The organism is Anoxybacillus sp. P3H1B, assembly GCF_001560855.1.
GTDB lineage: Bacteria > Bacillota > Bacilli > Bacillales > Anoxybacillaceae > Anoxybacteroides > Anoxybacteroides rupiense.
Genome location: NZ_LPUG01000029.1, coordinates 1 through 13,953 on the forward strand (window position 1 = coordinate 1; position 13,953 = coordinate 13,953).

13 protein-coding genes are annotated in these 13,953 nt (G+C 43.0%); 8 read left to right on the plus strand and 5 right to left on the minus strand.

All coding sequences use genetic code 11. The annotated features are described in order from the left end of the window. Window positions 1-243: 243 nt before the first annotated feature. Window positions 244-1,503 (plus strand): MFS transporter, encoded by a 1,260-nt coding sequence (locus AT864_RS16425; protein WP_082741723.1) that lies wholly within the window; start codon window positions 244-246, stop codon window positions 1,501-1,503. Between the two features lie 454 nt (window positions 1,504-1,957). Further along, window positions 1,958-2,893: an LCP family protein gene (locus AT864_RS16430; protein WP_044742122.1), complete on the plus strand. Its 936-nt coding sequence runs from the start codon at window positions 1,958-1,960 to the stop codon at window positions 2,891-2,893. A gap of 335 nt (window positions 2,894-3,228) precedes the next feature. On the opposite strand, the gene AT864_RS16435 is transcribed toward AT864_RS16430, so the two are convergent. Further along, window positions 3,229-3,594, minus strand: coding sequence for a helix-turn-helix domain-containing protein (locus AT864_RS16435; RefSeq protein WP_066150873.1), 366 nt, complete (start codon window positions 3,592-3,594; stop codon window positions 3,229-3,231). Between the two features lie 220 nt (window positions 3,595-3,814). Between AT864_RS16435 and AT864_RS16440 the strand changes: the two genes are divergently transcribed. Genes AT864_RS16440 through AT864_RS16450 form a run of 3 tightly spaced genes read left to right on the plus strand, consistent with a single transcriptional unit; the run spans window position 3,815 to window position 7,703 of the window. After that, window positions 3,815-4,828, plus strand: coding sequence for an asparaginase (locus AT864_RS16440; protein WP_066150876.1), 1,014 nt, complete (start codon window positions 3,815-3,817; stop codon window positions 4,826-4,828). Between the two features lies 1 nt (window position 4,829). Continuing rightward, entirely contained in the window at window positions 4,830-6,248 is a 1,419-nt protein-coding gene (gene aspA, locus AT864_RS16445) for an aspartate ammonia-lyase (protein ID WP_066150925.1), read from the plus strand. Window positions 6,249-6,275: 27 nt separating this feature from the next. Beyond that, entirely contained in the window at window positions 6,276-7,703 is a 1,428-nt protein-coding gene (locus tag AT864_RS16450) for an NAD-dependent malic enzyme (protein ID WP_066150879.1), read from the plus strand. Between the two features lie 62 nt (window positions 7,704-7,765). Here AT864_RS16450 and AT864_RS16455 read toward each other — a convergent pair whose 3' ends face one another. Then, the gene (locus AT864_RS16455) at window positions 7,766-8,137 is read right to left on the minus strand and encodes a helix-turn-helix domain-containing protein (RefSeq protein WP_044742108.1); all 372 of its coding nucleotides are present in this window, start codon (window positions 8,135-8,137) and stop codon (window positions 7,766-7,768) included. 166 nt (window positions 8,138-8,303) lie between these two features. Here AT864_RS16455 and AT864_RS16460 point away from each other — a divergent pair, with 166 nt between their 5' ends. From AT864_RS16460 to AT864_RS16470, 3 genes are all read left to right on the plus strand, one after another. Beyond that, window positions 8,304-9,536: an MFS transporter gene (locus AT864_RS16460; RefSeq protein WP_066150882.1), complete on the plus strand. Its 1,233-nt coding sequence runs from the start codon at window positions 8,304-8,306 to the stop codon at window positions 9,534-9,536. Window positions 9,537-9,583: 47 nt separating this feature from the next. Next, the gene (locus tag AT864_RS16465; RefSeq protein ID WP_066150885.1) at window positions 9,584-10,429 is read left to right on the plus strand and encodes an aldo/keto reductase; all 846 of its coding nucleotides are present in this window, start codon (window positions 9,584-9,586) and stop codon (window positions 10,427-10,429) included. A gap of 112 nt (window positions 10,430-10,541) precedes the next feature. Further along, complete coding sequence (locus AT864_RS16470) at window positions 10,542-11,180, plus strand: SGNH/GDSL hydrolase family protein (protein WP_044742111.1); 639 nt, start codon at window positions 10,542-10,544, stop codon at window positions 11,178-11,180. 164 nt (window positions 11,181-11,344) lie between these two features. Here the strand turns inward: AT864_RS16470 and AT864_RS16475 are convergent, their stop codons facing one another. From AT864_RS16475 to liaF, 3 genes are read right to left on the minus strand one after another with little or no spacing between them, the layout of a single operon-like run. Continuing rightward, window positions 11,345-11,977 carry a response regulator transcription factor gene (locus tag AT864_RS16475; protein WP_044742112.1) on the minus strand — a complete coding sequence of 211 codons (633 nt, stop codon included), beginning with the start codon at window positions 11,975-11,977 and terminating at the stop codon, window positions 11,345-11,347. Continuing rightward, window positions 11,970-13,022 carry a sensor histidine kinase gene (locus tag AT864_RS16480; protein WP_156450559.1) on the minus strand — a complete coding sequence of 351 codons (1,053 nt, stop codon included), beginning with the start codon at window positions 13,020-13,022 and terminating at the stop codon, window positions 11,970-11,972. Before AT864_RS16480 ends, AT864_RS16475 begins: the two co-directional genes overlap by 8 nt. Continuing rightward, a complete protein-coding gene (gene liaF / locus AT864_RS16485; protein ID WP_066150889.1) occupies window positions 13,019-13,753 on the minus strand; it encodes a cell wall-active antibiotics response protein LiaF in 735 nt (244 codons plus the stop codon). Before liaF ends, AT864_RS16480 begins: the two co-directional genes overlap by 4 nt. Between the last annotated feature and the right edge of the window lie 200 nt (window positions 13,754-13,953).

Genomic DNA, 13,953 nt, shown 5'->3' on the forward strand with positions numbered 1-13,953 from the left:
CGATAGTCTAACTTGTCCTCGAACCGTGGGGCACACGGGGATCGCTCGGTCAACTTCTCATCATGAGATGGGATTACCCGAGAAGCCCCCACCTCTAAGCGAAGCGTAGGTGGGGGGAGTATGTCACTATGGTGACATATTAATAAAATGGGTTGGCATCGCGAATGAAAATTCGTCCCCAAGACCTAGTGTCTTGGGGCGAATTTTTTATTTAGCTTATTGGATAAAAGGAGGAGCTTGGAAGTGAGAGGTAAAAATCCATTCGAGTCTTGGCAATATCATCTTTTACTTTTGCTTCGAATCGGAATTTCCAATGTGGGCGATTGGATTTATTTAATTTCCTTGAATTTATTGGTTCTCAATATGACTGATTCCCCTTTTGCGGTATCTATCCTGTATATGCTCAAGCCTTTAGCGGCCTTACTTACGAACGCTTGGTCCGGGAGTGTGATAGATCGATTCAATAAACGGAATCTTATGATCATGCTAGATGTGATAAGGGCTGTACTAATTGCCATCCTGCCTTTTTGTTCTTCGATTGGGGCTATTTATTTTATTGTTTTTTTCATCTGTATAGCAAGTGCGGTATTTGGACCGGTATCGATGACTTATATCACCCAGCTAACTCCTCCGGAGCAAAGGCAGCGCTTTAATTCATTGCGAAGTTTAATGGACTCCGGCGGTTTTCTGATCGGGCCAGCGGTTGCAGGTGCCCTATTTTTAGTCGGAACGCCTGTATTGGCCCTTTATATTAATTCATTGGCTCTACTCTTCTCAGGGGCGATCACCTTGTTGCTTCCGAATGTTGAAACACAGCTGGTAAGTCATCCAGCCGATCACAAAGGCTCTTTCCAGCTGCTGAAAAACGATTGGAAGCTGGTGATGAATTTTAGTTATCGTTACGTTTATATCACGCTTATTTATTTTTTATTTAGCTGCATGATGGTAATCGCGACAGCCGTTGATTCATTGGAAGCTGCCTTTGCGAAAGAAGTGCTTGCTTTATCAGAAAGTGAGTATGGCTTTTTAGTGAGTGTAGCTGGAGGAGGTGTTGCGTTGGGAGCGATTGTGAATGCCATATTTTCGCGAAAATTAGCGACGTCTTGGTTAATCGGCTTTGGTGCCTTCCATGTAGCGATTGGCTATATGATCTATGCTTGTTCAAGCTCTTTTTCTATCGCTGCTTTGGGGTTCTTTATTCTTTCCGTCTCTTTATCCTTTGCCAATACCGGATTTTATACCTTTTATCAAAATAACATACCTGTTTCCGTAATGGGAAGAGTGGGAAGCATATATGGATTCATTGAAGCGATATTCCTCGTCATCACAACTGCTGTTTTTGGAATGATGGCGCAGCTTGCCTCTATTCAGTCTGTCGTCATGATCGGCGCATTCTTGATGCTACTCGTTACTTCGATTTTATGCGCACTCGCCTTATTGCCAGCAAAGAAAAAATATTACTCATCTATTATCACAGAGACAATAGAAGATTCACAAGCATGAGGAGATCTTTGGCTGACAATATAGGCTTATATAGAACGATTCCTTATAATTAAGAAGGAAGGGCTATCAAGTTGTAGCACGTCATTTTAGAGAAAATGAGCAATGCCTATTGTACGTGGAAACTTACAAGAAAAATGAAAATACGGGTCTTTACCAAATAGACAAAGTGGCGAAAATGTTTTCAAACTCCTCTTATGGTTCTATAAAGCGGCGTGTTCGATCGTATGCTGTCGTTTGTTCATTTGAAGGAGCAGATATTGACGCATGAAGCTGTATTTATCAATAGGGTAAATATAGTTTGGCAAATTTTAATTGTTTTTTTCATCATCGTTTGGTAATTTGTTCTTAATAGATGAAGTATGAATAAATGCTGTCAATATTGGATGGTTGTTGGCATGGAGAGCTAATTCGAAGGTTTTAGTTAAAAACTTACATAGTGAGGTCGTGTTCCATGATGGAAAGTAGCAGAAGGGATCGAAAAATAAAAAAACGAAAAAGAAAAAAGTGGTTCGTGATCCTGCTTATTTTGATCGTGCTCATTTTGACGGCATTGTTATATGCGGTCGTCGAATACCGTAAAGGCTTGAAAAACTCGCAAAATGACTCTTTTTTGCCGCATGAAAAGGTAGAATTTCAAGGCGTAAAGGATAAGGAGCGTATGAACGTTTTACTGCTTGGCGTTGATGCGAGAGGAAACGAGAAAGCGCGAGCGGATACGATTATGATTGCTCAGTATAATCGAAAGACCAAGCAAGCGAAAATCGCCTCCATTATGCGGGATTCCTATGTGGATATACCGGGGTATGGGAAAAATAAAATCAATGCCGCCTATGCTTATGGAGGTCCTGAATTATTACGGAAGACGATTAAAGAAAATTTTGATGTAGATATTGCCTATTTTGCTTTAGTAGATTTTAAAGGATTCACTAAAGCAATTGATGTAGCTTTTCCTGAAGGAATTGAAATCAATGTTGAAAAAGAGATGTCGAAAGGAATAGGTGTCACGCTGCATCCAGGTGTTCAAAGACTTCATGGAAACGAATTGCTTGGGTATGTGAGATTCAGAAAAGATGCTGAAAGCGACTTTGGCAGAGTACGGAGACAGCAAGAGGTAGTGAAGCGTGTGATGGACGAATTTATCAGTGTGCGGGGGATCGCGAAGCTGCCGAGTGTAGTCGGTACCATCCGGCCATATATATTAACGAACGTAGGGTATAAAGAAGTACTGCCCCTATTAGCTACATTTCCCGGAAGCGACCAGAAGGATATTAGCTTCTTTCGAATTCCTATTGATGGATCATTTCGAGATGCCACCTATCCTCAAGCAGGGGCCGTGCTAGAAATGGATCTTGCGAAAAATAGGCAAGCGTTAAAGGAATTCCTAAAGTAAGCATGCTCGATTGTATGGTTCATAAGCTGCTAAAGACGGAATAAGGCACCCGTTTGCCAGCAAAAATTATAAATAAAGCGCAGAACATGTTTGGCCGCTAGTTTGATATAGACTTCCATGACGAAAAACGCATAGGGGGAGCAAAGCATTTTCAAAATAGATTGTACAAATAATTTCTGGAACGTCGGCGATCAGAGGCAAGTCTATGGAGACGGACTTGCCTTTTTGTTCAATTTACCGGGATTTTTCTGGCGCAGATCAGTCGGAAACATTCCGTATTTAACATCATCCATCGAGAAGTCTCCCACCTCGTAACGGAGTGTAGGTGGGAAGGTTCATTGATGATGGGTTTGAGTGCTGTCCATTTCTCTTTTGACACGAATAAAGGCAATCATTTGGTTAAGGTCATCCGCTGTTAAAGGCTTTCCATCAATGGTAAAGCAAATATGGGCCAACATGGCTGTTTCCGTTAACTCGATGGTATGGAAATCGGGCTTTTCAGGGCTATCCGCGGCTCCAAGCAAATAGTCGGTAGATGTTTCAAATAATTGAGCCAATTCTTTAACTGCTTCTAATGAAGGCTGGCGGTAGCCGGATTCATAGCCAGCATAGGTGCTTTTAGCGATATTTAATTGATCGGCAATATATTGCAAAGGCCATTTTTTCTTTTTTCTTAATTCTGATAGCCGTTTTGATATCATCGTCCTGCCCCCTCCCTCTTTTTCTCCCACTATAAAAAGTTCGCGAAACGAATAAAAACTCTTGTTATTTTCATAGGGAATGAATATAATGGAATCGTATATTCGCGATTCGCGAACAACTTAATTATAATGTACACTAAATGACCCATAAAACACAACAGGTTATTCAATAGAAAATCACCTTTTCGTTCGATTATCGCTTTTCATAGAGGTGTCAATGATGAAAAAGATTCTTTTAATCGCGACAGGCGGCACAATTGCCTCCGTAAAAGGAGAAGAAGGACTCTCACCGGCATTAACAGCTGAAGAACTTACAGGGTATGTGCCAAAACATAGCCCTAATTATCGCTTGGACAGCCAAATACTGATGAACATCGACAGCACAAATATGCAGCCAGAGTATTGGGTAAAAATCGCCGAAGCCATTTATGAAAACTATCATCGCTATGACGGGTTTGTTATTACGCATGGAACAGATACGATGGCTTATACAGCTTCGGCTTTATCTTATATGCTGCAAAATTTGGACAAACCTGTTGTTCTTACTGGTTCCCAAGTTCCGATTAGCTTTGAGCGAACGGATGCGAAAAAAAATTTATCCGATGCCGTTCGGTTTGCTTGTGAAGAAGTTGGCGGCGTATTTATCGTGTTTGATGGAAGAGTGATTCTTGGCACAAGAGCGGTCAAAATGCGAACAAAAAGCTACGATGCTTTTGAAAGTATTAATCATCCGTATATCGCTTATATCCATCATGATCAAGTCGATTATCAATATGAGCTTCGCTCGGAAGCAGTTGGAGAACTAATATTTGAGCCGTCGCTTTGTCCGGATGTGTTTCTCTTAAAGCTACATCCTGGTACGAAGCCAGAAATCTTTGATTATATTAAACCGCTGTATCGAGGAGTGATTATCGAAAGCTTTGGAAATGGTGGGGTGCCGTTTCAGGAAAGGAACTTGCTTCCCAAAATTAAGGAGCTCATTGATGACGGCATGGCCGTTGTCATTACCACGCAATGTTTAGAAGAGGGAGAAGATTTGACGTTGTATGAGGTGGGACGCAAAGTGGCGCAAAACACCGTCATTCTATCTGGAGATATGAATACAGAGGCTATTGTGCCAAAGCTAATGTGGGTATTAGGCAAAACCAATCATCTGCTTGAAATCAAAAAAATAATGGAAACTCCGATTGCGAGAGACATTACGCCAAAATTTGATGAAAGCTGGGATTTATAAAATGATTAAAACAAAAGCAGTGCGAATGGAAAAAGACTTTCTTGGAGAAAAGGAAATTCCAGAGCATGCATACTATGGCATTCAAACGATGCGCGCGGTAGAAAATTTTCCGATTACCGGATATCGAATTCATCCGTCCTTAATTGAAGCAATAGCGATCGTGAAAATGGCGGCGGCACAAGCGAATATGGAAATCGGACAGCTCAGTCCACGGATAGGCCAAGCGATTGCCGAAGCCGCGCAAGAAATTATCGATGGAAAGTGGCATGACCAATTTATCGTGGATCCGATTCAAGGCGGGGCCGGAACATCGATTAATATGAACGCGAATGAAGTCATCGCCAATCGGGCGCTTGAATTGCTCGGCGAACGGAAAGGAAACTATCAAGTCATCAGCCCGAATAATCATGTCAATATGTCCCAGTCGACGAACGATGCTTTTCCGACCGCCATTCATATTGCCGTGTTAAAGATGCTGGAAAAGCTGCTGACGACGATGGAGAACATGCACGCTGTATTTGTTGAGAAGGCGCGGCAGTTTGATCGTGTGATTAAAATGGGGCGGACGCATTTGCAAGACGCTGTTCCCATTCGCCTTGGCCAAGAATTTGAAGCCTATAGCCGTGTGTTGGAGCGGGATATAAAAAGAATACAGCAATCGCGTCAGCATTTATATGAAATCAATATGGGGGCAACGGCAGTAGGAACCGGATTAAATGCTAATCCGCGTTACATTGATCGCGTGATTAGGCATTTAGCAACGATTAGCGAGCTTCCGCTAGTACGTGTTGAGCATCTCGTTGACGGAACGCAAAATACAGATGCTTATACCGAGGTGTCATCGGCGCTAAAAGTGTGCATGATTAATATGTCAAAAATTGCGAATGATCTGCGTCTCATGGCATCTGGTCCAAGAACGGGCTTTAATGAAATTACATTGCCGGCCCGCCAGCCTGGTTCCTCCATCATGCCTGGCAAAGTCAATCCGGTCATGGCAGAAGTGATCAATCAAGTAGCTTTTCAAGTGATTGGGAACGATCACACCATTTGCTTGGCATCTGAAGCGGGACAGCTAGAATTAAATGTGATGGAGCCCGTACTCGTTTTTAATTTGCTGCAATCCATTCATATTATGGATAATACATTTCGTGTATTTACTGACTATTGTTTAGCAGGAATTGAAGCAAATGAAGCGAATTTAAAAACGAAAGTAGAAAAAAGTGTGGGAATCATTACGGCTATAAACCCTTATGTTGGGTATGAAACAGCCTCGCACATTGCGCGTGAAGCTTATCTTACAGGCAAATCTGTCCGTGAGCTATGCTTATCCTATCATTTATTAACAGAACAGCAGTTAAACGAAATACTGGATCCTTATGCGATGACTCGTCCTGGAATTGCAGGGCAAAAAAATGATTAAAAAATAAAAACAGAAAGGCAGATACATATGGCAATACCAAGTGGTGCAAGCATGCATATTACAATCCGTATTCAGTTTGCAAAAAATTTGGTCTCTTTTGGTGACATTGCGACGGCAATAGGACAAGCGGGTGGAGACATTGTTGGAATCGATGTCATTTCCTCGACGAAAACGCATACGGTGCGCGATATTACGGTCAGTGTGTTTGATACTAAGCACGCCGACTTAGTGACAGACACATTGAGAAAAACGCATGGAGTCAAACTCATCAATGTATCGGATCGCACGTTCCTGATGCATATTGGCGGGAAAATTGAAACGAAATCCAAAATTCCGATTAAAACTCGCGATGATCTATCGCGTGTTTATACGCCAGGAGTGGCTCGCGTGTGCAGTGCGATTGCCGATGATCCAAGCAAAGCCTACTCGCTAACCATTAAACGCAATACAGTGGCGGTTGTCTCTGATGGGACAGCTGTGTTGGGGCTAGGGGATATCGGACCGTATGCAGCGATGCCTGTCATGGAAGGAAAAGCGATGCTGTTTAAGCAGTTAGCTGATGTCGATGCTTTTCCGATTTGCTTAGATACAAAAGATACCGAGGAGATTATTCAAATTGTTAAAGCCATTGCCCCGGCATTTGGCGGCATTAATCTTGAAGATATTTCTGCTCCTCGTTGCTTTGAAATTGAAGAACGATTAAAGCAAGAGCTGGATATTCCAGTATTCCATGATGACCAGCATGGAACGGCCGTCGTATTGCTTGCCGGTCTTTTAAATGCGCTGAAAATTGTAGATAAAAAGCTGCAAAATATTAAAGTGGTCTTAACCGGAATTGGCGCGGCCGGCATCGCCTGCACGAAAATTTTACTAGCGGCCGGCGTCAAAAATATTATCGGTGTTGATCGTCATGGTGCTATTCACCGCGGGGTGGAATATGACAACCCTTATTGGAATGAATATGCACAGCTAACGAATCCGGAAAATGTCAGCGGCACGCTTTCAGATGTGATTGAGGGGGCGGATGTGTTTATCGGGGTATCTGCTCCGGGAATTTTACAAATCGAAGATGTGCAAAAAATGGCGCAAGATCCGATTGTGTTTGCGATGGCTAATCCTATTCCGGAAATTGATCCGGAGCTGGCAGAGCCGTATGTACGGGTTATGGCTACAGGCAGATCCGATTATCCGAATCAAATCAACAACGTGCTTTGCTTCCCGGGGATTTTCCGAGGCGCTCTTGATTGCCGAGCGATTGAAATTAACGAAGAGATGAAGCTGGCGGCAGCTGAAGCCATTGCCTCTGTTGTGACAGAAGAAGAGCTAAATGAAACGTATATCATTCCAAGTGTATTTAACAGCAAAGTGGCTGAGAAAGTGAGAGAGGCGGTTATTAAAGCTGCTTATCGTACAGGAGTGGCCCGCAAAGAGGATATCATGTTTAAGGCTGAATAAAAACAACGTCGAAGTCCCGTTTACTGGGGCTTCGACGTTTTTAGTTTCCCAAATTAACAACGTTATTTTAATTTTTCATTTAAAACACTTTCTTCTAAAACGGAAAATTTATCTCCGTATACTTTGACAATATGCTTTTCTCCCCATCCGCATAAAGAATCTAAAATTTCTTTTAAGCTCCACCCGTATTCACTTAGTTCGTATTCCACTTTCGGGGGGACTTGATTATAAACAATGCGATTGATAATCCCATCTTCTTCTAACTCTCTCAATTGCTGCGTTAGCATTTTTTGCGTGATTCCTGGCATCAAACGTTTCAATTCACAGGTGCGTTTTTTGCCGTGTGTCAGGTGGCAAAGAATAACGCATTTCCATTTTCCACCTATTACTTCTAGTGTCGCTTCGACGGGAATATTATATTTCTTTTTTTGCATGTTTTTCCTCCTCTTCAATAGTTACTAAAAAGTATCTATAGCACTTTAAAGTATCTATAGTACTTTAAAGTACGTACTTTTTTTTATAGCTTATATGCTCCATAATAACATTTGCCAGCTGGCTTTTGCTATATTTTTTACAACCAAGCAATGGGGAGGAAAGGCGATGAACGAAAGTAAACGAAATACATTAGCATTGATCGCATTAGCTGTAAGTGCCTTTGCGATCGGGACGACAGAATTTATCAGTGTAGGGTTACTGCCGCTCATTTCGCGCGACTTGCACGTTTCCGTTTCAGTCGCCGGGCTGACGGTTTCCTTGTACGCTTTAGGGGTTACTTTCGGCGCTCCTATTCTTACATCTTTAACGTCCAGTATGTCACGCAAAGCTTTGTTGCTTTCGATTATGGTTGTCTTTATCATCGGTAACAGCATTGCAGCTCGTGCCGATAGTATAACGGTTTTACTTGTAGCTCGTGTGCTTTCTGCGTTTTCACACGGTGTATTTATGTCGATCGGGTCAACCATCGCCGCAAGTTTAGTAGCGGAACACCGACGGGCTAGCGCGATTTCCATTATGTTTTCCGGTCTGACGGTCGCTACGATCACTGGAGTGCCGTTCGGTACATTTATTGGACAGCAATTTGGCTGGAGGTTTGCCTTTCTTTTTATTGTTGCTGTAGGGGTTATTGCGTTCATTGCCAACAGCATTCTCGTTCCAGCGAATTTGCGAAAAGGTGCCCGCACTACGTTTCGTGATCAGTTTCGGTTAATCACTAATGGACGTTTGTTGCTGCTGTTCATTATTACAGCTTTAGGATACGGAGGCACTTTTGTTGCTTTTACGTACTTATCTCCGCTTTTGCAGAACGTCACGGGATTTAGTGAAAAAACGGTTACGGTGATTTTGCTTGTTTATGGGGTAGCGATTGCGATCGGTAATGTAGCGGGAGGAAAGCTATCTAATCAAAATCCGATTAGCGCTTTATTTTATATGTTCATTGTGCAAGCTATTGTGCTTTTTATTTTAACCTTTACATCTCCATTTAAGGTGGTTGGGCTTATGACGATCATCTTAATGGGACTGCTTGGTTTTATGAGCGTGTCAGGATTGCAAGTATATGTAGTGATGCTTGCCGAGTGTTTTGTGCCGAGCGCAGTCGATGTTGCTTCAGCGATTAACATTGCCGCATTTAACGCGGGAATTGCGATTGGTTCCTACCTAGGCGGCATTGTCACCGAATCAATGGGGCTGATTCATACCGCTTGGGTCGGTGGATTGATGGTGCTAGGAGCGGTCCTTTTAACAAGCTGGAGCTTGGCACTTGAGAAGAAAGATCAAAAGATGCACAGAGCGGAAAACGAGATGATGGATCATCGCGAATGCCTTATGCGATAAGTAGTGTAATACAAGACCAATCAAAAGAAATAAAGGAGATGAGTTGAATGACGGCCAAACATTTAGCCGACACAACGATTTTAGCGAATGGGGTCCAAATGCCATGGCTTGGGCTTGGAGTATTTAAGGTGGAAGATGGGCCGGAGCTTGTTCAGGCTGTTAAAGCAGCCATTCGCCACGGCTATCGCAGTATTGATACCGCGGCGATTTATGAAAATGAACAAGGAGTAGGCCAGGGGATTCGCGAAGCATTGCAAGAGACCGGAGCTTTACGTGAAGAATTATTTGTGACGTCAAAAGTGTGGAACACGGATTTAGGATATGACGCGACGCTAGCAGCGTACGAAGCGAGCCTGAATAAATTAGGTTTAGAGTATCTAGATTTATACTTGATTCATTGGCCTGTAGCAGAAAAATATAAAGAAGCATGGAAAGCATTAGAGACGCTTTACAAGGCAGGAAAAGTACGGGCTATCGGTGTGAGCAATTTTCATATTCATCATCTTGAGGAGCTGATGAAGGAAGCAGAAATCAAGCCGATGGTGAACCAAGTAGAGTACCATCCGCGTCTAACACAACAAAAGCTTCAGGCTTTTTGCGAAGAGCACAGTATTCAATTAGAAGCGTGGTCGCCATTAATGCAAGGACAATTGCTTAATCATCCTGTTTTACAAGAGATCGCGAAGCATCATAATAAGACGGTTGCGCAAATTATTTTGCGCTGGGATTTGCAAAAAGGAGTGGTAACCATTCCAAAAACAACTAAAGAGCAGCGGATGATGGAAAATGCCTCTATATTTGATTTTGCTCTGACAAAAGAAGAGGTGGAACAAATCGATCGCTTAAATCAAAATCGCCGCGTAGGTCCAGATCCGGATAACTTTGATTTTTAACACATCCACCAAGAAGCTCCCCCTCTAAACGGGGGGAGGTTCATACAATCGATATCGATCCATTGAGAAGATATGTCATGATGTTTGGAGGAGCCAAGGAGGGGCGAGAACAATGAACGAGAAAGGAAGCATTGTTTTTATCGGCGACAGTATAACAGAAGCGGGCAGAAGGAAAGATCCCGAGCAAATGGGTTACGGGTATGTCCGACTGATTCGCGATTATTTGCTGACAGATGACCCGCAGCAGCCGTTAGCCGTTGTCAATCGGGGAGTGAGCGGCAACCGCATTCCTGATCTATTGGCGCGTTGGGAGAGAGATGTCATTGCATTGCAACCATCTTTTGTTTCGATTTCCATCGGTATCAACGATGTGTGGCGCCAGCTCGATCATCCCGAGAAGGAACAGGTGTATCCTAAGCAATTTGAGGAAATCTATATGGAGTTAGCTTGGCAAACGAAAGCCAAAACCTATGCGCATCTGATCTTGATGGAACCGACGATTATTGGCGAGGCGATTCATTCAGAAGGCAATCGAAAGCTGAAGCCTTATGTGAACATTGTGCGTAAAGTAGCGCATACGTTTCATGGAACGCTTGTGCCTACTCATCAAGCATTTCTTGCTTATTTGCAAGCACGTCCATCATCTCGCTATCGGCTGACGACAGATGGAGTTCATATGAATTCGCTTGGCAATATGTTGATGGCGCGAACATGGCTTACGGCGTTTGATCGCGATCGGCGACAGAAATAGCACACGAAATGTGTTTCGCACTTCACATTGGCATTTGCTTTAACATTCCCAGCAAAACAAGCGAATGTAAGCATTTTTATTCTATTTTCCCGTATCGTGGCAAAAAGTGCGCCGGATAGGCCGGATTGTTCAGTTGGTTTAAAGGCTGTAAAGTGCCATGTCGTTTATTTGACGAGTGAATGTTTAAAAGCATAGATAACCGCTTGTGTCCGATCTTGTACTCCCAGTTTGGCGAGAATGCTGCTGACGTGGACTTTGACGGTTTTCAATGAAATAAATAGCTCTTCGGCGATTTCTTGGTTAGACTTGCCTTGGGCGATCAATAAAAGGATCTCCATTTCGCGGTTCGTCAGCTCTTCGTGAGGCAGCAGCGTTTCTTTTTGCCGCATTTTCTTCATCATTTTTCCGGCTACCTCCGGCTCCAATACCGACTGGCCGTGGAAAGTAGAGCGGATGGCATTGGCAATTTCGCTCGCTTTCGAGGTTTTCAGCATATAGCTTGCCGCTCCCGCTTCTAGCGCCGGATAGACCTTATCGTCATCTAGAAAGCTAGTGACGATAATAATTTTTGCCTCCGGCCATGCGGACATGATTTCTTTTGTCGCTTCAATCCCATCCATTGGCTGCATCACCAAGTCCATTAAAACGACATCCGGGCGAAGCTGAAGCGCTAGTTCCACTCCTTTTTTTCCGTTTTCTGCTTCGCCGACTACCGTCATGTCAGGTTGAGATGATAAATAAGCAGAAACTCCGATTCGCACCATTTCATGGTCGTCAATCAATAACACTCTAATCATGGCGTTGATCCTCCTGTGCCACTATCGGTACTTTTACTTCAAGTCTTGTCCCTTTATTTTTTAAGCTGATAATTTTGAGCGTTCCGCCGATTTCAGCCGCTCGTTCATACATGTTTTGCAAGCCGTATGAACCGCTTTTAGAATGATTTGCATGGACATCAAATCCAATTCCGTCATCAACCACACGCAAAATAGCAAAATGATCCCGCTGAATTAACAGCACCTCCAGAGTCGAAGCTTTCGCGTGGCGAAGCGTATTGGAAACAGATTCCTGCAAAATACGAAATAAATGGTCTTCTACTCCTTTATCTAAAGGTGCATCTTCTATTTTCCATTTGATCTGCATCGGCGTTTTTTGCGATAATTCCAGCAAAAGCTCCTCCATTCCTTCTTGCAGTGATTTGCCCTTAAGTTGGACAGGACGCAAATGAAGCAGCAGCGCTCTCATTTCCAATTGCGATTGGTGAATCATTTGCTCGATCAGTTTCAGCTGCTTGGTTTCATGGTTATCGGACCGCTCTTTTTCTTCCATAATCGCCGACATCATCATCGAAGCGGCAAAGAGCTGCTGGCTGACGGAATCGTGCAGCTCGCGCGCAAGCCGATTTCTTTCTTGGGAAATAATATCTTGAATAAGCCGCTCTTGCTGTTCAGCTTTTGCTGTCGCCATTTTTTGTGAGCGTTTGGTTTGTTCGATCCATTGATGATGAATTTTTTTGAGGCGTTCCCAAATTTCCTGAAAATCTTCCGTTGGCTGCTTGACTTCCAATTGCATCAATGAGCCTTGTTCGATTTGTTGAAGGGCGTTGGCGATCGTTTGCAGCTGCTGTCGCCACCATAGGTTAGAAACAATTCCGAAGGCAGCTCCGATCAAAATGACAACAGTAGGTGCAAAAACGATAAATGGCAAATTCATGATTTTGGTTTTCCATAATATGGACCAGTCTCCTAATGGAAACAACGTGAAACAAGAGAAAAGCAGAAGAAACAAAACAACAAGCGCCACTAAAATAAAAAGTGCAAACTGCCGCAGCATCATGTTCATATCCGCTTCACCTCTAAATTTCCGACCATCATCGAGGTGATGATTTTAAGCTTTTGCTCTGCTGTCTCATAAGCTGTTGTTTGCCAGACCAATGTTTGGTTAAATATTTGCTCCTTTTCCTTATCTAAAATGAGAGTGGAACCAACAACCGCGGAGTGGACGATGCTGATTTCGAGTTCATAAGGCACAAAAATTTGGACATTTCCGATCCAATGGCGTATGGAAATCACTGCTTCGCCTTTTGGAAGCACCGCATAGCTTAAATCAATCACGGTATCTCCTAGTCCTACTTGGATATTCACATCGTTCCATTCATATGCTTGCTCAGGTGTCTTTTGACGGCCAAATAACAAATTTTGCAATAAAGGCTTTCGCTCAAGAATTTCCGTTTGGACTGTTCGATCGGCCGGCTGTATTTTAGGCTGCAGCAAAGCCGGCTGGCGTTTCGATTGGAAAAACTGAATTAGAACATAGAGTAAAATGGCCAATAGAAAAAATCGAGCAGTCATCATTGTAAACACATTAAAAACAAGTTGGATGATACCAAGCCAAAATAAAATTTTTCCAATCATGCTGTGCCACTTTTTTCTTCCTATATATACAAATGCTCCTGATACAAGAAGAGAAAAAATAAGCCCTTGATGAAAAAAAGAAATTTCAATGGCTAAAAGGAGCACACCAATTAAGATGGTCCAGCTTATATAATCGGTTTTTTTACGATGGTTAAGCATAGGCTCCCCACCTTTATCTCAAGAAATAGTAAAGAATGGATACGCAAATAGACGGTTTTGTTTCTGGAAAGAGATTGCTCGTCTATGCCGGTACTAGGCAGAAAAGCGGCCGCATGCTCCTTCGCTTCCATGTAAAGATGTAAATGGAACAATGGAAAAAAGCGAAAAGGCGCAGCTGCCTACGCCCTTTAGCATACCAC

Bases quoted from the DNA above. Each gene is read 5' to 3' on its own strand.
- AT864_RS16455 (WP_044742108.1), bottom strand. From the start codon at position 8,137: ATGCAAAAAAAGAAATATAATATTCCCGTCGAAGCGACACTAGAAGTA.
- AT864_RS16470 (WP_044742111.1), top strand. From the start codon at position 10,542: ATGAACGAGAAAGGAAGCATTGTTTTTATCGGCGACAGTATAACAGAA.
- AT864_RS16430 (WP_044742122.1), top strand. From the start codon at position 1,958: ATGGAAAGTAGCAGAAGGGATCGAAAAATAAAAAAACGAAAAAGAAAA.
- AT864_RS16480 (WP_156450559.1), bottom strand. From the start codon at position 13,022: ATGAACATGATGCTGCGGCAGTTTGCACTTTTTATTTTAGTGGCGCTT.
- AT864_RS16450 (WP_066150879.1), top strand. From the start codon at position 6,276: ATGGCAATACCAAGTGGTGCAAGCATGCATATTACAATCCGTATTCAG.
- AT864_RS16460 (WP_066150882.1), top strand. From the start codon at position 8,304: ATGAACGAAAGTAAACGAAATACATTAGCATTGATCGCATTAGCTGTA.
- aspA (WP_066150925.1), top strand. From the start codon at position 4,830: ATGATTAAAACAAAAGCAGTGCGAATGGAAAAAGACTTTCTTGGAGAA.
- AT864_RS16435 (WP_066150873.1), bottom strand. From the start codon at position 3,594: ATGATATCAAAACGGCTATCAGAATTAAGAAAAAAGAAAAAATGGCCT.
- AT864_RS16465 (WP_066150885.1), top strand. From the start codon at position 9,584: ATGACGGCCAAACATTTAGCCGACACAACGATTTTAGCGAATGGGGTC.
- liaF (WP_066150889.1), bottom strand. From the start codon at position 13,753: ATGCTTAACCATCGTAAAAAAACCGATTATATAAGCTGGACCATCTTA.
- AT864_RS16475 (WP_044742112.1), bottom strand. From the start codon at position 11,977: ATGATTAGAGTGTTATTGATTGACGACCATGAAATGGTGCGAATCGGA.
- AT864_RS16440 (WP_066150876.1), top strand. From the start codon at position 3,815: ATGAAAAAGATTCTTTTAATCGCGACAGGCGGCACAATTGCCTCCGTA.